At 29.5% G+C, this 18,721-nt stretch carries 17 protein-coding genes and 1 pseudogene; 15 read left to right on the top strand and 3 right to left on the bottom strand.

The window, feature by feature from the left end; genetic code table 11:
- The 5 genes and pseudogenes from SPD90_RS01910 to SPD90_RS01930 all read left to right on the top strand — a co-directional run.
- Positions 1 to 351 (top strand): annotated as a pseudogene (locus tag SPD90_RS01910) (nickel-dependent lactate racemase); the annotation flags it as partial.
- Positions 352 to 430: 79 nt separating this feature from the next.
- On the top strand, positions 431 to 1,861 hold the full coding sequence (locus SPD90_RS01915) for a sodium:solute symporter family protein (RefSeq protein ID WP_320924141.1): 1,431 nt from the start codon (positions 431 to 433) through the stop codon (positions 1,859 to 1,861).
- A 207-nt stretch (positions 1,862 to 2,068) separates the two neighbouring features.
- Positions 2,069 to 3,466 (top strand): asparagine--tRNA ligase, encoded by a 1,398-nt coding sequence (gene asnS / locus SPD90_RS01920; protein ID WP_320924142.1) that lies wholly within the window; start codon positions 2,069 to 2,071, stop codon positions 3,464 to 3,466.
- Between the two features lie 241 nt (positions 3,467 to 3,707).
- Positions 3,708 to 4,445: an esterase family protein gene (locus SPD90_RS01925; protein WP_320924143.1), complete on the top strand. Its 738-nt coding sequence runs from the start codon at positions 3,708 to 3,710 to the stop codon at positions 4,443 to 4,445.
- 39 nt (positions 4,446 to 4,484) lie between these two features.
- Complete coding sequence (locus tag SPD90_RS01930) at positions 4,485 to 5,693, top strand: ATP-grasp domain-containing protein (protein WP_320625548.1); 1,209 nt, start codon at positions 4,485 to 4,487, stop codon at positions 5,691 to 5,693.
- Positions 5,694 to 5,744: 51 nt separating this feature from the next.
- On the opposite strand, the gene SPD90_RS01935 is transcribed toward SPD90_RS01930, so the two are convergent.
- Positions 5,745 to 6,623, bottom strand: a complete 879-nt coding sequence (locus SPD90_RS01935; RefSeq protein ID WP_320625549.1) for an MBL fold metallo-hydrolase — start codon at positions 6,621 to 6,623, stop codon at positions 5,745 to 5,747.
- 163 nt (positions 6,624 to 6,786) lie between these two features.
- Between SPD90_RS01935 and SPD90_RS01940 the strand changes: the two genes are divergently transcribed.
- The 7 genes from SPD90_RS01940 to SPD90_RS01970 all read left to right on the top strand — a co-directional run bounded on the left by SPD90_RS01940 (position 6,787) and on the right by SPD90_RS01970 (position 13,547).
- Positions 6,787 to 8,136, top strand: a complete 1,350-nt coding sequence (locus SPD90_RS01940; protein WP_320924144.1) for a zinc ribbon domain-containing protein — start codon at positions 6,787 to 6,789, stop codon at positions 8,134 to 8,136.
- Between the two features lie 18 nt (positions 8,137 to 8,154).
- On the top strand, positions 8,155 to 8,787 hold the full coding sequence (locus SPD90_RS01945; RefSeq protein WP_320924145.1) for a zinc ribbon domain-containing protein: 633 nt from the start codon (positions 8,155 to 8,157) through the stop codon (positions 8,785 to 8,787).
- A gap of 54 nt (positions 8,788 to 8,841) precedes the next feature.
- Entirely contained in the window at positions 8,842 to 9,516 is a 675-nt protein-coding gene (locus tag SPD90_RS01950; protein WP_320924146.1) for a Crp/Fnr family transcriptional regulator, read from the top strand.
- A gap of 141 nt (positions 9,517 to 9,657) precedes the next feature.
- The gene (asrA, locus tag SPD90_RS01955; protein ID WP_320924147.1) at positions 9,658 to 10,656 is read left to right on the top strand and encodes an anaerobic sulfite reductase subunit AsrA; all 999 of its coding nucleotides are present in this window, start codon (positions 9,658 to 9,660) and stop codon (positions 10,654 to 10,656) included.
- Between the two features lies 1 nt (position 10,657).
- Positions 10,658 to 11,449, top strand: a complete 792-nt coding sequence (asrB, locus tag SPD90_RS01960; RefSeq protein ID WP_320924148.1) for an anaerobic sulfite reductase subunit AsrB — start codon at positions 10,658 to 10,660, stop codon at positions 11,447 to 11,449.
- Between the two features lie 11 nt (positions 11,450 to 11,460).
- Positions 11,461 to 12,429 (top strand): sulfite reductase subunit C, encoded by a 969-nt coding sequence (asrC, locus tag SPD90_RS01965; protein WP_320625555.1) that lies wholly within the window; start codon positions 11,461 to 11,463, stop codon positions 12,427 to 12,429.
- A 245-nt stretch (positions 12,430 to 12,674) separates the two neighbouring features.
- On the top strand, positions 12,675 to 13,547 hold the full coding sequence (locus SPD90_RS01970; RefSeq protein ID WP_320625556.1) for an alpha/beta hydrolase: 873 nt from the start codon (positions 12,675 to 12,677) through the stop codon (positions 13,545 to 13,547).
- An 84-nt stretch (positions 13,548 to 13,631) separates the two neighbouring features.
- On the opposite strand, the gene SPD90_RS01975 is transcribed toward SPD90_RS01970, so the two are convergent.
- Positions 13,632 to 15,200 carry an oligosaccharide flippase family protein gene (locus SPD90_RS01975; protein ID WP_320924149.1) on the bottom strand — a complete coding sequence of 523 codons (1,569 nt, stop codon included), beginning with the start codon at positions 15,198 to 15,200 and terminating at the stop codon, positions 13,632 to 13,634.
- A gap of 182 nt (positions 15,201 to 15,382) precedes the next feature.
- On the opposite strand from SPD90_RS01975, the gene SPD90_RS01980 reads away from it, so the two are divergent.
- On the top strand, positions 15,383 to 15,868 hold the full coding sequence (locus SPD90_RS01980; RefSeq protein WP_320624378.1) for an RNA polymerase sigma factor: 486 nt from the start codon (positions 15,383 to 15,385) through the stop codon (positions 15,866 to 15,868).
- A 1-nt stretch (position 15,869) separates the two neighbouring features.
- On the top strand, positions 15,870 to 16,619 hold the full coding sequence (locus SPD90_RS01985) for a DUF6241 domain-containing protein (RefSeq protein ID WP_320924150.1): 750 nt from the start codon (positions 15,870 to 15,872) through the stop codon (positions 16,617 to 16,619).
- 52 nt (positions 16,620 to 16,671) lie between these two features.
- Here SPD90_RS01985 and SPD90_RS01990 read toward each other — a convergent pair whose 3' ends face one another.
- On the bottom strand, positions 16,672 to 17,262 hold the full coding sequence (locus SPD90_RS01990; protein WP_320924151.1) for a hypothetical protein: 591 nt from the start codon (positions 17,260 to 17,262) through the stop codon (positions 16,672 to 16,674).
- A gap of 256 nt (positions 17,263 to 17,518) precedes the next feature.
- Here SPD90_RS01990 and SPD90_RS01995 point away from each other — a divergent pair.
- A partial coding sequence (locus tag SPD90_RS01995; protein WP_320924152.1) for a PAS domain-containing protein occupies positions 17,519 to 18,721 on the top strand: 1,203 nt, incomplete at its 3' end.

Genomic DNA, 18,721 nt, shown 5'->3' on the forward strand with positions numbered 1-18,721 from the left:
GCTACAAGAGCAGTTAAAAAGGGTGGAACAGTAATATTCCTAGCAGAATGTAGAGAAGGTGGAGGAGCACCTGATTTCTTCAGTTGGATAGACCCACTAAAAAGAGGAGTTTTAGATGAAGAATTAAGAGCAAACTTCACAATAGGAGGATATATATTCTACGCACTATGTGAAGCAATTTCAAAAGCAAACCTACTTATGCTAAGTGAAATCGATCCAAACTTTGTAAAGGATTTAAATATAGATTCTTATAAAAATATAGATGAATTATTAGAAAAAGTAGATTTTGAAGGAAAAGACGTATGTATATTACCTTATGGAGGTAGTGTAGTTCCTCTTCTTCAAGATTAATAAAAAATTAAGGGAAAATAAAAAATAAAAAAGTGGAAATTTTTAATATTGTAAATTTATTTATAAAGGAGAAAAAATCATGAATACGCCATTAATAATAGTAATATTATATGTAATATTCCTACTAGCATTAGGGATATTTATGTCAAAAAAAGAGAAAAAAGACGGGGAAAACTTCTTATTATACAAAGGTAAAAATGGTACTTGGATAACTGCCGTTACTATAGCTGGTCTTGCTATAGGTGGTGCCTCAACTATAGGTATAGCACAAAATGCATTCGTGGCAGGTTTATCTGCTGGTTGGTACAATGTAGCTTGGGCTTTTGGAGCTATAATGGCTAGTTTTTTAGTTGTTAAACGCTTTAGACATAGTGGTCATAATACAGTAACAGGATTAGTTCAAGATTTATTCGATAAAAAAGCTGGTGTTATGATGACAATAGCTATGGTATTAATCCAATGTACAATAATAGCACTTCAATATATAGCAGGTGGATCAATACTTGCAAGTTTACTACCAGATGTATTTAATATAACTACAGGAACATTCTTCAGTTTCTTAATATTCATGCTAGTAGCCTTCGTAGGTGGTATGGGATCTGTTAGTTTAAGTAATATTATAAATATATCATTAATTTATTTCGGAATCATAGTAGCTTCATTTATGGTATTTTTCAACCAAGGTGGCTGGGATGCTGCATTACAAATGGCTAGCACTTCTACAGACGTTCCATATTTAAGCTTTACAGAAGGTATGGGTATACCAGCAATTATAGCTTGGCTTATAGTTATGTGCGGTAATACTAACTCAATCCAAGGTGTTATACAAATAGGTCTTACATCTAAAGACGATAAATCAGCAATTAATGGATTTAGATTAGGGGCATTAATGATGATACCAATAGGTTTCTTATGTGCAATGTTAGGTATCGCATCAAAGGCTTTAATACCTGGAGTAGATGCAACTTTAGCATTACCAATGATAATATTATCACTACCACCAGTAATAGCAGGTCTTACATTATCAGCTCTATGGGCTGCAGACATGTCAACTGCTTGTAGTATGCTAATAGGTTGTTCAACAACAGTAAGTCAAGATATATTCTTTAAGACAAGCGCTGGTAAAAAAATGAAAGATAAAGCCTTCGTAATAAATAAAGTAATAATACTTGCTGTAGGCTTCTTAACTTACATACTATCTTCTCAATTAGGTTCTATATTAAATGCTATGAAGGTATGTCTATCTATGGCAATAGGAACTTCAATAGTTGTACTTGGAGGATTATGCTTCTCTAAATTCGCAAGTAAAAACGCAGGATTTATGACAATATTAGTATCAGTACTATCTGCAGGGGTATGGCTATTTGTTCCAGCTATAAAAAATGTATTCTCAGATGTAGGATACTTGATGGTATTAACTACAGGTATAACATTTATAGTAGTTAGTTTATTCGATAAAAACAAAGTCAATCAGCTAGACTACGAAGAGGATAAGGTTGTAAACGATTAATTGTAAAAATTATTATATAAAATATAAAGTGCTTTAAAATATAAATAATTTTAGAGCACTTTTGTATTTTAATCTACAATACTATTGATTTTTATAGGTAAGATTTAGTAGAATAAATATTGACATTATAAACTGTATAAATTAGTAAATATAAGTTATAATTATTATATGAACAAAATTTGAACCAAATATTTAGGAGGTAATTCTATGCAAAAAGAATTCATTGAAATTAAACAACTTTATAGAAATAAAGAAGAGTACATAGATAAAACTGTAAAAGTTGCTGGATGGATAAGAACATCTAGAATGTCTAAAAACTTCGGCTTTATAGAATTAAACGACGGTACTTTCTTTAAAAATATGCAAATCGTTATAGATGAAAAATTAGACAACTTTAAGGAAGTTGGAAAATTACCAATAAGTACATCTTTATTAGTAGAAGGTACATTAGTAGCAACTCAAAATGCAAAACAACCAGTAGAAATACAAGCTACAAAGATAATAGTAGAAGGCGAATCAGATAGTTCTTACCCACTACAAAAGAAAAGACATACAGTTGAATACCTAAGAACTATAGCTCATTTAAGACCTAGAAGTAATCTGTTCTCTGCAGCTTTCAGAGTTAGAAGTGTTGCAGCATATGCTATACATAAATTCTTCCAAGAAAGAAACTTCGTATACGCTCACTCTCCAATCATAACAGGTAGTGACTGTGAAGGTGCAGGAGAGATGTTCAGACTTACAACTTTAGACTTAAACGATGTTCCAAAAACTGAAGATGGAAAAGTAGATTACTCACAAGATTTCTTCGGAAAAGAAGCTAACCTAACAGTTAGTGGTCAATTAAACGCTGAAATAATGGCTTTAGCTTTCAGAAACGTATACACATTTGGACCTACTTTCAGAGCTGAAAATTCATATACAGGAAGACATGCTTCTGAATTCTGGATGATAGAACCTGAAATAGCATTTGCAGATTTAGAAGACAATATGGAACTTGCTGAAGATATGATAAAATATATAATCAACTATGTTCTTGAAAACTGTCCAGAAGAAATGGAATTTTTCAACAGCTTTGTAGACAAGGGATTACTTGAAAGATTACACAAAATAGTAAATTCTGACTTCACAAGAATAACTTATACTAAAGCTATAGAATTACTTTTAGAATCAGGACATAAATTCGAATATCCAGTTGAATGGGGATGCGATTTACAAACTGAACACGAAAGATATATAACTGAACAAATATACAATGCTCCAGTATTCGTAACTGATTATCCAAAAGCAATAAAAGCATTTTACATGAGAATGAATGAAGACGGTAAGACAGTTAGAGCTATGGACTTATTAGTTCCAGGAGTTGGAGAAATAATAGGTGGATCTCAAAGAGAAGAAAGATACGATGTATTACTTGACCGTATACATGAATGTGGTCTAAAAGAAGAAGATTACTGGTGGTATCTAGAACTTAGAAAATACGGTACAGCTACACATTCAGGATTTGGTCTTGGATTTGAAAGAATAATAATGTACTTAACTGGTATATCTAATATAAGAGATGTAATACCATTCCCAAGAACTCCTAAAAACGCTGAATTCTAGGATTTTAAAGTTTAAAAATATACATTATGATAAAGGCTATATCAAAATATTTGGTATAGTCTTTTTTGATTTTATACAAAATATAATAAGGTAAACGGTTTCTTTTTGATTAATAATTAAAAAATATTTATATAAAATTTTAGAATTACTTAAATAATTATAAGTTTTATCTTAAAATAGTTAGGAATTTGTGGTATTATGTATACATATTTAATTAATAATTTTATAAGGGGTACGATGTATGATAAAAAATTATTACAGAGAATACAGCAATAACTTAAATAGGGATATGGAATTCAATGTATACGGATATGCAGGTCAACCTATACTAGTATTTCCAGCTCAAAATGGTAGATTTTTTGATTTTGAAAACTTTAGAATGTTAGATAATGTTCAGGACTTGATAGATGATGGCAAAATACAGTTGTTTTGCTGTGACAGTATAGATGAAGAAAGTTGGTCTGATGAAAATGGAGACCCAAGATATAGAATATGTAGACAAGAAGCTTGGTTTAACTACATAGTAAATGAATTAGTTCCAAGAATCCATCAAATAAATCAAACAGGAAAGAGAATAATTACTACAGGATGCTCTATGGGAGGAACTCATGCAGCTAACTTTATGTTTAGAAGACCGGATGTATTTGGTGGAGTAATATCACTTAGTGGTTATTTCGATTCTGATATATTCTTTGGAGATTACTGTGACGACTTAGTTTACAATAATTCTCCTATAAAATTTATAGAAGGTATGAGCTACGACCATTACTATGTAGATATGTATAGAAATTGCAAAATCGTCTTGTGCTGTGGTCAAGGAGCATGGGAGGATGAAATGCTAAGAAGTATCCATAAGATGAAGGAATTACTTGCATATAAGGATATACCAGCTTGGATAGATATATGGGGATATGACGTAAACCACGATTGGAATTGGTGGCAGGTTCAATTTTCATATTTTGTAAGACATATAATATAATTAATTTTAATATTGTAAACGATTAAGGGGGTATTATAAATGAACGTTGTTTTTATTTCACCACATTTTCCACTTTACTTTTATAACTTCTGTAAAAATTTAAAAGTCAGAGGTGTCAATGTATTAGGTATAGGAGATGCACCATATCAGTCTTTACCAGGTCATACAATAGATTCTCTTACAGAATACTATAAAGTTGGAAGCTTAGAAAATTTCCACGAGGTAGAAGAGGCGTGTAGATTTTTCACTCAAAAATATGGAAAAATAGATTGGATAGAATCTCAAAATGAATACTGGCTAGAAACAGAAGCTACTTTGAGAAAAATATTCGATGTAAATACAGGTACTAAAATAGACGATATGGCGCCTATGAAGTACAAATCAAAAATGAAGGATGTATATAGATCATGCAATATTCCAGTTGCTAGATATATATTAGTATCTACTTACGAAGAAGCTATAAAATTCACTAAGGAAGTAGGTTATCCAGTCGTAGTAAAACCAGACAACGGAGTTGGAGCATCTAGTACATATAAGCTTCAAAATGACGATGAGGTAGCATATTTCTTCGCTACTAAGGACTACAACATAACTTATATAATGGAAGAATTTATAAATGGACATGTTGAAACATTCGATGGAATAGCTGATTCTAATAAAAACGTATTGATTGCATCAAGTCATGTAATGCTAAATTCTATAATGGATACTGTAAATACAGCCTCAGATACTGCTTTTTATTTCCAACCATTTGAAGGTAAGGACATCGAAGAAGTAGGTAAGAGAGCAGTAAAAGCGTTTGACACTAGAAGTAGATATTTCCATTTTGAGTTCTTTAGATTAGAAGTAGATAAAGAAGGTCTTGGTAAAAAGGGTGATCTTATAGGACTAGAAGTCAATATGAGAGCTCCAGGAGCTTATATGCCTGATATGATAAATTACGCCTACGATGTAGATACTTACGCTATATGGGCAGATATGGTTATTCACGATAAGCTATTTGTAGATGTAAATAGAAAGTACGTAGTTGGATATGCAAGTAGAAGAAATGGAATAGACTATGTTTATTCTTATGACGATATAAAAAATACATACGGAGATAAAATACTTATAAGCACAGAAGTACCAGAGGCTCTAGCTGCTGCTATGGGAAATCACGTGTTTATATTTAGAACAGAAAAAGAAGACGAGCTTATGGACATGATAAGATTTATATTAAAAAGACATGGCGAAGGAAACTGGATATAAGTAAAATAACCCCAATTGTCGCAATTAAAATACGGCGATTGGGGGATTTTATTATTCTATAGTTTTCCAGTATAATTTAGCATCTATTATTTCTAAGCTTAGCTTTTCGTTGTCGTGTAAGTAAGATAAATAAGCTTTTACAGTATTTCCAACTAGTGCGTATTGGTTTAAATCCATTTTAAGGTCGTAGTGAATAAATAACTTTTGTAAGATATCTTCAAAGATTAAAGGCTCTTTACATATATTTAAAATAGTATCGATTATTTCAAAGACCTTATCTCTATTTAACTTAACTAAAGGCTTGATATCCTCGCAAGGCTCTGCATGAGAAGGTATAAATAATTTTCCTTCTAATGTCTCTACAAAATCCAGTGTTTTTAAAAATTCCTCTACGTTGTATATGAAGGATATATGGTATTTATTTACTGTATTTTCTCCAAAAACGCAGTCAGCTAAGAAGTACACATCGTCAGAAGTCTTTATACCTATCATATCGAAAAAATGACCGCCTAATTTTATGTATTCAAGTCCTTCTGGCAGTTCAGATATATCTGAAGTTGGGTTGCTAGCTTTTGCCATTAAAAATTTACTTGTAAGCTTTTTAAGTGGATATCCACCGTATAGAAAAGAAGGCTCTAAAATTGGATATTTAGTGAATAAATTTTCAATTTCAGTAGATATTATCTTGCAGTCAGTTCTCTTTTGTAAAAACTCATTTCCTCCTATATGATCGGCATTTGAATGAGTATTTATTATATAGGCTAGATTAAAATTGTTTTCCTTTAGAAGCTTGTTTATTTTTCTACCTGCGTCTTTGTCATTGCCACTGTCTATTAGACAGACATCGGTGTCGTTTAACTTATATAATCCTATATTAGTTGGAGAATCTAGATAGTATGTCTTTTCTCCGACTTTATTTAAACTGTACATGTTATCATCTCCTTATGTATAATATTTCCATATAAAATAATTTTATAATATAAATGTCACTTATGGTATATAATTTGTATAAATTAAGTGTAATTTAAGATTTGTTTGATATAATTCAATACGAAATAATAAATAGACATAAAATAAAGGTGGAGGAATTGATATGCAAGTAAAAAATAAAGAAGATGTATCACAATTTGCAGATAAATTTAGAAATTATTCAAAAAAAGATGGACATCAATACAGAAAATTAAATAACAAAAAATTTGTACTAAGAAGAAAAAATAAAATTTACTGTCCAAATTGTAAAAGCAAAAACGATTTAAATAGTATTTACTGTAAAGAATGCGGGATTATGTTGGAGTCTATAAATAAAAGAAACTGCGATTTTAAGCTTGAAAATATCTTGTCAAATATAAATATCAAGGATAGCTTTAAGACGGCTGGGTTTGCCACTTTAATATTGTATTTTTTATGTGTTATAGTGCATCAAGTTTTAAATTTAACTTTAGGGGATTACGCTTCTTACATAAGCGCTTTAGATGTGCTTTTACTAGTTAATGGAGGAAATTTAAGCGCATTTACAAATGCAGGTAGTATGGGATTTGGAAATTACTACAGTGTAAATTTACAAGTATCTATGCTGATATTGATTTTACTACCTGTATTATGTATGATGATTTCTTATAAATTATTTCTCAAACAAAAAAATACAGATGAGCTAGCATTGATTAGACAATCTCTAGGTGCAGGTATTGTTTATGGAGTTATACTAAGTGTTTTGGCGCTTTTATCTAAAAGCAGTATTTCATTAGGAGGCGGATTTTTATCTTCTGGATATAGTCTAGTATATGGATTTGGCTTTGGAAGTGTTTTACTTAGAGGATTTTTGATAGGATTTTTATCAATTTTATATATAGGAATCAAAAAGGAATACGAACAAAACAACATTTATTTGGGAATATTTAAATATGCCGTAAAGACAATAGTTGTAGGATATATAATAGTATTTGCTCTTTTACTTTTAGGACATTTTATAGGGCTTACTTATATCTACGAATTTGGACTTGGAAGTTATGTATCAGGTGTAAATATTTTTGTATTAATTAGTCAATTAGCAGCTTATATTTGGAGCTTTGCAAATTTCAATCCTATTACTATAGGAAGTCAAAATTTATTTTTAGTCAATTTATTTTCTAGCTCTTTGAGTATAGATTTTAAATTATGTTTAGTGGCATTTGTGGCTTTATCTGCTTTAATATTACTTATTTCAGGTATAAAGCTTAGAGAAAAATATAAAAATGCAACTAAAAAGACTGTTTTGATATTTAGTATTACTTATGCGATTATGATGGCAGTATTGTCTATATTCACATCTATAGAGATAAATGGAGGTTCTCTATTGGGATATAATTTACAAATGGGAATGAGTGTAATATTTACAGCAGTAATAAGCTTTCTTTACAGTTTTATAATAGCCTTTGTAGGATTTAAATTAAGTGATTGGAATTAGTAGAAAAGAGGTATCGAGATGAATTTACAGTTGAAATCAAAGAAATTACAAATAGAAAAAGAAATACATGAATTTGAAGATAAAAAAAGTGAAAAAATAATGGAATTAGGGATGATTGTATATGACAAGGTAAGAAATGACCTTATAGATCAGAGCATATTTGGAGAAATAATATACGAAATAAGAAAGATCGATTTAGAAATATACAATAGGATGCTCGATATAGCAAATATAGAAGGACACGACGAAAATACACCTGTATGTGAATGTGGGTATATACCAAAGAGCGATGAAAAATTTTGCCCTAAATGTGGAAGGGAAATAGATAGAGAGAAAAACTTTATGTTATGCGATGTTTGTGCAAGTAAAATCGATGTAGACTCTAAATTCTGTGTCTGCTGCGGTTCAAAGGTCGTTAAAAAGCAAAAATTTGATATAGATGAATATGAAAGCGATGATTATATTTTAGATGACGACAATGTAGAAGGCGATGATTTTCAATCAGTTGAAAAAAATCAATGTGAGGTAATAAGTGAAGATATATATAGTCAAAAAGAAGAGTTAAAAGAAGGACAAATATCTGATAAAATATATATAGGTGAAGTAGACGAACAAAATACTATAGATTATCAAGAAGATATTATAAATTAAACCATAAGTCTCAAAAACTCTATATTAATGTCTTTTAGATAATTGAATATAGGGGTGAGTATTATTTTTAAAAATATAGATGCATTCAAAAATATAAAAACATCTACAATTGAAGAACTGACTAAAAAAGGCTCTGTGTTTAAATTAGAAAAAAAAGAGGTCTTATTTCATGAAGGAGATCTAGTTGAAAATGTCTATTTTTTGGTATCAGGTAAGGTTTCAATATATAAAATGAACGAATTCGGAGAGCGAAAGATAATTTTTATATTAAATCAAGGCGATATGATAAACGAGATATTGATAAATAACTTTACGACAGCTGTTGCATGTGAAGTCTTTGAAAAAGCGATAATAGCTAAATTCAATATAAAGGAATTTATCGATATAATGGAAAGAGATTTTACATTAGTCAGAAATATATTAGATACTCTAGAAAAAAGAAATAGACGACTTTATAGACAGCTAAAAAATTCTACTTATATAAAAATCGAAAAGAAGCTTGCTGCAAAGCTGTATAGGTTAAATCGAGAATTCGGAGTCGATAAGGGTGAGTGGAGATTGTTAGATGTCAAAGGTATTACGATGACTTATCTAGCTGATATGTTAGGATGTAAGAGAGAGACGTTGTCTAGAGCTATGAAAATACTTCAAAATGAAAATCTAGTTAAATTAGAAAATAAAAAGATTTATATAAAGCCAGATGAGCTTTCATTGTTTTTTAAAAATTAAAAAAAATAGCGCTGTTTAGTAAAATAGCGTTATTTTTTTGGAAAAAATAAAAAAAACAAACTAGATTGTGATAAAAATCACATCGATTATATTTTAAAGTTGGTAATATTTAATTATAAAGATTAAGAAAGGGTGATTATAATGAAGTTAAAGCTTAACTACGAATCGTTTGACAAGGGATTAGAAAAATTAAGTGAGGAGTATAAAATTTTTGCACCAGTAGTTTTAGAGTACAAGGGTACTTATTCAGACACTCCAAGTATTAGATACAAAGAAGTAAAAAGTTTTGAGGAAATGGAGTGGGGGCTTAAATCTCATTTTTCTCCAAAGGAAGTTATGTTACCTATAAATGAAATACTACTTTACTTCACACAAGATGAGTACAGTGAAGCAAATGAAAGAAAAGATAAAATTTTAATCTTCATGAGAGCCTGTGATATAAACGCAGTAAAAAGAGTTGATGAAATATATCTTAGAAATGGCGAAGAAGATTATTACTATAAAAGAAACAGAGATAAAATTAAATTTATCCTGGTAGGATGTAAAGAAAGCTTTAGAAACTGCTTCTGTGTAAGTATGAACTCTAATAAAACAGAAGATTACGCTATGGCATTAAACATAAGAGAAGACGAATTATACATAGATATAAAAGACGATACATTAAATGTATTTGAAGGAGAAAAAGAAGACTTTGAAGTAGATTATGTAAAAGAAAACTTCATAAAGGTTGAAATACCAGATAATATAGATCCAGTAAAAATAAGCCAAGCTCCTATGTGGGAGGAATACAACGCTCGCTGCATATCATGCGGTAGATGTAATTTCGTCTGTCCAACTTGCACATGCTTTACAATGCAGGATATTTTCTATAAAGAAAATGAAAACGTTGGAGAGAGAAGAAGAGTATGGGCATCATGTCAAGTAGATGGATTTACTGATATAGCAGGAGGACATTCATTTAGACAATCTAAAGGTGATAGACTTAGATTTAAAGCTATGCACAAAATTTACGATTTCAAAAAACGCTTTGGATATCATATGTGCGTAGGCTGTGGTAGATGTGATGATAATTGCCCACAATATATTTCTTTCTCTACTACTATCGATAAAGTAAATGAATTATGTAAGGAGGACAAATAGTATGAATGGATATATACCAAAGGTTGCGAAGATAATAGATTTAATAAAGCATACACCGCAAGAATGGACATTTAGAGTTGAGTGTGATACAAAAGGTGTACTTCCAGGTAAATTTTATGAAATATCTATGCCAAAGCACGGTGAAAGTCCAATATCAGTAAGTGGGTACGGCGATAATTACGTGGATTTTACTATAAGAAATGTAGGTAAGGTAACTAGCGAGATATTTAAATACGGTATAGGCGATAATCTCTTAATAAGAGGACCTTATGGAAATGGATTTGAAATTGAAAATTACATAGGTAGAGAGCTTGTCGTAGTAGCTGGAGGTAGTGCATTAGCTCCAGTAAGAGGAATAGTGGAATTTGCATATAATAATCTAGATAAATTTAAAAGCTTTAAATTAATAGCTGGATTTAAGACAATAAATGACGCCTTATTTAAAGAAGATCTAAAAAGATGGAGTGAAAAGCTAGATGTTATAGTGACAGTAGATACAGCAACTGAAGGATACGATGGACCTGTTGGACTTGTTACAAAATACATACCAGATTTAAAAATAGAAGATATAGACAACTTTTCATGTGCAGTAGTAGGACCTCCTATGATGATGAAATTTACTGTTGGAGAGTTTTTAAAGAGAAACGTAGCAGAAGAAAATATCTGGGTTTCTTATGAAAGAAAGATGTGCTGTGGATTAGGTAAATGTGGACACTGTAAGATGGATGAATCTTATATATGTTTAGATGGACCAGTTTACGATTATTCAAAGGCAAAAACACTTATAGATTAGGAGGCACGATTATGATTAGAGATATAAATACTAAAAAAGTAATGAAAAATGCTTATAGAATTACTAAAAATAGATATGGGACATCACTTAGAGTAAGAGTTCCAGGAGGTGCAATAGACCCAGAATCTCTGAGAATTGTCGCTGAAATCTCAAATAAATTCGGTAATGGCGAAATCCATATGACAACTCGCCAAGGATTTGAAGTATTAGGACTTAGATACGAGGATATGGATGAAATAAATAAAATGATACAACCTGTAATAGATAAGCTTGAAATAAATCAAGTAGAACCAGATACTGGATATCCAGCAGCTGGAACTCGTAATGTATGTGCATGTGTAGGGAACAAAGCCTGTCCAAAGGCGGCTTACAACACTACTGAGTTTGCTAAAAAAATAGAAAAGGCGATATTCCCAAATGACATACACGTTAAGGTAGCACTTACAGGATGTCCAAATGACTGCATAAAAGCTAGAAGTCACGACTATGGAATAATAGGTATGCACAAGCCTATATATGAAATGGATAGATGTGTAAACTGTCAAGCCTGCGTTAAAAAATGCAAAAAAATATCTACAGGAGCATTATCAGTTGAAAACAATAAAATAGTAAGAGATCCTGAAAAATGTATAGGCTGTGGAGAATGCGTACTAAACTGTCCTACAGGAGCATGGACTAGAGATGAAAAGAAATACTACAGACTAGCTATAATGGGTAGAACAGGTAAGAAAAACCCTAGACTTGCAGAGGATTGGATACTTTGGGCAGATGAAGAGAGCATAATAAAAATAATAGTAAATACTTATAAATTTGCAAAAGAATACATGGCAAAAGATGCGCCAGGAGGAAAGGAACATATAGGATACATAGTAGATAGAACTGGATTTATGGAGTATAAAAAATATGTCTTAGAAGGAGTTACTTTAAATCCAGAAGCTATAATTAAAAACAATGTTTATTGGAGTGGCATACACTATTAAATAAATTTGAACAAACTTTTTCCCACATAATAAAATAAAAATGCCTAAAATACTTCCCTAATTGTAGAAATATAAAAATTATTTTTACATAGGGGGAGTATTTTTTTGTAAGTTTATTTACAAGTTTGTAAAATATTAAATTTTAATTAAGAAAAAGATACAAAATTGAAAGATTTGACAAGATGAAAAATAGATTTAACTGTGATAAACTATAATAGTATGAAACAAACTTGGAGGGATACAAAATGAAAAATGATAAAGTAAAGTCAAAAAAAAGAAAATACGACACCTTCAGTATTACTATGGAGCTAGAGAAACCTTTACTTTACAATGAAGAAGAAAAAGAAATTTCTAAAGTCCAAAAAAAGAAACAGAAAAAGAAGATTAGAAGTAAAAAAATAATAAAAGCCATATTAGTTTTATTATTGGTATCAATAATAGGTTTTTTCATTTGGCTAAGTAGTTACTACGCTCCAACAAAAGAAGCTGAATTATCTTTAATAAGTGACAATAATGTAGAAGTGAGTATAGATGGAAATTTAATAGCTTTTACACCTAAAAATATTACTGCGACAAAGGGATTTATATTTTATCCAGCTGCAAAAGTAGATGTTAGAGCGTATGCTAAGCTTTGTAAGATGATATCATCATATGGATATCAGGTAGTAGCCGTAGATATGCCGCTTAATTTTGCTCCATTTGGAAAAAATAAAGCCAACGATGTTATACAAAAATACGGCCACATAGAAAGCTGGGTAATAGGTGGAGACTCTCTAGGAGGTCTTATGGCTACTAGATATGTAAATTCAAATTTAGAAAAAATTGATGGTGTTGTCTTGATATCTTCATATCCAGCAGATTCGTATTTAAAAGAAATCGGCATGGATGTTTTATCTATATGGGGAAGTAAAGACGGAGTTATCGATTTTCAGGCTTTAATCGATGCAAAGGAAAAGTTGCCATCTGATACGACTTATATTGAAATAGAGGGAGCTAACCATTCTCAATTTGCAGATTATGGGACTTACAAAAAAGATGAGACTGCTCTTATAAGTGAGGAGGAACAACAAAATAAGGCTGCAAGCAGCATAGTGAATTTTATTCAAGAATTAGAATAGTAAAAAATACATTTAATATAAAAAGATTGATGAGAAAATTTCAATTTAGATTTTCACATCAATCTTTTTTCTGTGTACTATATATTAAATCTGTCTATATAAATTTAAATCATTCCAATTAGCACCTCGAGGGTCTTTTTTAAATGCATCTACAAACCACATAATATCATTTTTAGATATGCATTTAGACAAAAATAATAAGGTTATGTAAATAATTATAGATAAAACGCCTTCAGTGATTAAGAAATCTATATTTAAATAATCAAATAAATTTTTTACAAAAAAAGTAGATATAAATATAGAAAAAGAAGGCTTTAAAATAAAATCTGCAATTGAAAAATAAAGCTTTGTGACTTTTAAAAGCCTGTTTACACTAAGAGAAAAATTTAAAATTGTGCTGACAAACAGGACTAGTATAAAACCATCTATACCTAATCTAGGAATAAATATATTTATTATAAATATTCTAACAGTCATATCTATAAAGTTATATCTGAGCGTAAATACCTGTTGATTTAAAGCATTTAAGCTTCCATCTACAATTCTATCTAGATACATTAAGGGGATTAAGGGAGCTAGGATTTTTAATATAATTCCAACCTGAGTGTTTTTGTACAAAATAAGTCCCAGTTCATTTGAATAAGTCATAAAAAATCCAGTCGAAAAAAAAGCAATTATCAAGGTGAATTTTATAACCTTAGATATAACAAAGTTGACTGATTTAGGCTTATTTAGTACATTGTACTGTGCTATTTCTGGAATAATAAGTGTAGAAAAGGAAGCTAAAAATATTGATGGAAAATTTAAAAGAGGTAGTGCCATTCCTTTTATCATGCCAAATATTGACAAAGATGTAGAAGTCGATGAACCATATGTATTTAGTGATTTTGGAATTAATATATCCTCTATAAATTTTAGAAATGTTTGAACATATGCACTCCCAGCAATAGGAAGTGACACAGACATAACCTCTCTAAAAATGCTTTTATAGATATTTCTCGTTAGTTTATTAGCTGAGCTTCTCTTTTCTAATAGATACATAACAAATGAGCTAAAGCACGCTGCGATATTTCCTAAGCTCATCCCAATGGTTATAAAGCAGCATGTATGCTCTAGATTGTAATCGCAAAATGAAGTTACAAAAAAAGCCACTACAGCTATCATAGTTATACTTTCTATAAAATCAGAGAATATACTTTTAACGACCTTTCTGCAGCCGTAAAAGTAGCCATTAAAGCAAGCGGCTACACCGACAAATGGCATACTCAATGCTAAAATCTGAAGTGGAATCCTAGCTCTAATATCTCCTATCAAGGTTTCACTTATAAAGAAAGATTTACTATATAAAATAAATGACACCATAGTGCTGAAAAACAAAGTATATAAAAATCCACATTTAAGTAGATATTTAACCTTGTTTTTATTATTTTTACCTATTTCCTCCGCGACGAGTCTAGTTAGGGTAAGTCTTATACCTGATATAGATATTGTAGAGGCAAATACATTAATACTCATAATAAGCTGAAAAAGTCCCATTCCCTCGCTGCCGATTTTATTGGATAAATATATTCTAAACAACATTCCTAAAAGACCCAATATCATAGTGGAAAAGGTCAATAAAAAGGTATTTATAATTAAATTTTTTCTTCTCATAGGTGTATCTCCTTAAAAATAAATATATTTATTTATATGATTGAGGTTATTTAAAAATAATATGAAAATGCAAGTTCTATATTAAAATCCAATATATACAAGTTATGTAAAATATCATATGTGTTGCTCAAAATATAAAAAAAGTGTAAAATTATTTCTAATAGAGGAAAAGGAGAGTAAAGTTGGATAATATTTTAAAAGCAGTAAATGGAAATAAAAAGGCTATCAAACAATTAATTAGAGATTACAGTAAACAGATGTACAAGCTTATTTTTCTTCACACTAAATACGAAGAGGACAGTAAGATAATACTTAGAGATACAATATGTTTTATTAAAGAAAATATTTCAAAATTAGATGAAGATCAAGATGTTATTTTATGGATATATAAAATAATAATTATAAATACTAATAATTTCTTAGAAAGTGTAGGCATGGTTGAAAACGATATAAATATTGAGGATTACTATAATAATGGCAAAATAAGTTTATACAATGCAATCGATTTATTAGATGGAAAATACAAAAGCGTGCTTATACTGAAATACTATTTTGAGCTTTCTTATGAGGAAATAGGAGAGGTAGTAGATTTAAATGCAGATACAGTTCAAATTTACATTAGGCAATCGCTAAAAAAAATCAAAGCAAGTGTGGGTGAATATTTATAATATGAAAGAGCAAAATCCGTATATATTACATAATAAAAACAGTTTAAAAAATATAGAGATAAATATAGATCAGGATATTGAAAATGATATAGGAGATTTTTGTTTTTCGAAAAATGATTTAGAAAATATAAAAATACCAGCTGATTTAGACGATATAATAGGAGAGCCGTTTTTAGAGGATAAAAAAGAGAGAAAAAGCTACTTTATAAGTTGGATTGTAGATCTTTTATTGGTGTTTATTTTATTATTGCCTATAATAGGGATTTATAATCCAAATATATTTTCAAAGATTGAAGGAGTATATCCCTTTTTTATTAAAGCGCATAATTTTTTAGACAAGGACAATATTATCAGAATGCTTGGTGGTAAAGCAGGCGATGAAAATTTAAAGGATGCAAAACCAACCGTTGTAGTGAAGGCAAAGGACGTTAAAAAACCTAAGAGCAATATGGAGGAGTTAGAATTAATACATTCCTTGGCTAATTCACTTATAAAAGCAGAGTACAAATGGGAATGTACTGAGGTTACACCTAAGACAATAAAAAAAGCTATTTCGGGAGTCAATTATTTGCAGGATGAATACCAGAGGATTTACTTCAGAAGTAATTTAGAAAAATGGCAACAGGGAGACTTTTCTAATGCAGTTGAAGTCCACAACAGGGTTTGGTCTATACTCAAGGGAAATATAGGAGAAGCTTATGCATTAGATGAGGAAAATATATCGAAAATAAAAGAAAAATATTTTAAATAGAAAAAATACCTTATATAGCAGGTTTATTATTTTACTATATAAGGTATTTTTATTATTTGTTTTCAATTAAATCTTGTCCAGATAAATCGTCTAAGAATTTAGTTGATAGAGGATAATAATACGATTTATCATCTTTTTCAACTAAGATAGCTTTTTTGGCTACTGACGAATCTACTTCATTTAAAAATACTAATACATCACAGTATTGTATAAAATCAGTAATTAACTGCTTAGATCCATCTTCGATTGAGTACTTTTTAGTATTTTTATCGTATTTACAGTCGACTAAATAAAGAGGTCCTATCTTTTGGTTAGTTTCGATAACAGCTGCACTGTTGTAGTTAGAAGATAGTTGTCCGTGTACTGGAGTTTTATCTTGTAAATTAGTTTTTTCTAGAATTTCATTTAAATCTACATTGCTGTCGTTTAGAGATAGTATGTAGCCCTTTATTTTTAGTTCTGATGAATCTTCATTAGAACTGTCTTCTGTACTATCTTCGATTTTAGTACCAGAAGGAGTATCTAATTCATCCATTTGATTTTCTAAAGCTTTATTATCATCAATATGTTTTTTTATAAAAAAGCCACCTATTAAAACGATAATTAAAAGTATAATAATAGATAGTATTTTATTTTTTTTCATATAATCACCTCAGATATAATTATAACATCTTTAATAAATAAAACAAATTTATATTATGAAAAAATTATAAATCAAAATTTAAATGTTGTTTTAAAAATTTAAACACCATTTAAATTATAAAAAATAATTGAAAGCGCAAAAAAAGTTAAAAAATCAAATATATTAATGTTTGATTTATTATTTGAAATGATTTATCCTTTATATATAGAGAGATGTAAAGAAATTTACAAAAAAGTTTTACAAGGAGGTATGAAAAATGGTGAATATTTTTAATCATATGGACAATTTTATTTTTGTTATAAGCCCTAATAGAAAGATAAAGTTTGCCAATAAGACTGTTTTGAAAAGAATAAATATAGATTTAAAAGACATTGTAGATACTCCTGTAAAAGATTGTCTATACAGTAATGGAAGAAGTATAGACAATTTAATCAATAGTTTAGAAAAAAATGAAGATATAAATTTTGATTTTTACTTGGAAATTGGTGAAAAAAAATATTTTTTTAATGGAGATTTATTAGAAGATAGTTTTTATGGAGAGAGTAGTTACTTCATAATAGCGAGAGATGTATGTGAAAAATACTATAAAAGAGAAGATCTAGAATCTCTACTAGATACTATAAATATGAATTGTTTCATAAAAAATCAAAGAGGCGAGTATTTATATGTAAATAAGAAAAAATGTGATTCACATAATAAGACAAAAGAAGAGATTATAGGACATCGAACCACAGAGTTTTTTAATGTAAAAGAGTCAGAATATATTGAAAAAATTGAAGGTGATGTAATAAAAAGAAAAGAGCCTTTTTGTTCAGAAAAGAGATTGACATTTAATGGTAAAAAAATATGGTATGAATTGACAGTAGATGCCACGCTAAATGAAGATGGTAGTGTAAAAAATATAGTCGGAAATAGTAGAAATATAGATATAAGAAAGCACTTAAATAAAACACTAGATTATACAGGTATTAAATTTAGAAAGATCAATAAATTTTTAAATGAAGATGAAAATGATGTGATGAATTTACTAGATTATATATCTGAAAAAACGTTGATGCATTTTCACGCTGATGGAATAGCAATTGTATTTTATAAAGAAAAAGAAAACGATTTTTATACATTGGTCAGCAGGGGGGTAGTGTTAGACGATTTTAATTTCGATTATACAGAAAAAAGAGAAGTGTTTGAGGATTCATATACGAGATATTCTAAGCGATTAGAGCTAGAAGGTATTAAATATGTAGACGAGATAAAGAATGAAATAGTAGCTAAAAAATTAAAAGAAAAAAATATCTATAAAATAGGAATATACAATATTGCAATCGGCAAGAAAATATTAGGTCATATAATAATAACATTCTTACAGGATACAAAACCTATAGAATACGGATACGATTACATAAAAACAATATGCTCTCATTTAGCTGTGACTATTTCAAATATAAATGAATCTAAAAAA

It is taken from the genome of Intestinibacter sp., from assembly GCF_034113885.1.
In the GTDB taxonomy this organism is placed as follows: Bacteria; Bacillota; Clostridia; order Peptostreptococcales; family Peptostreptococcaceae; genus Intestinibacter.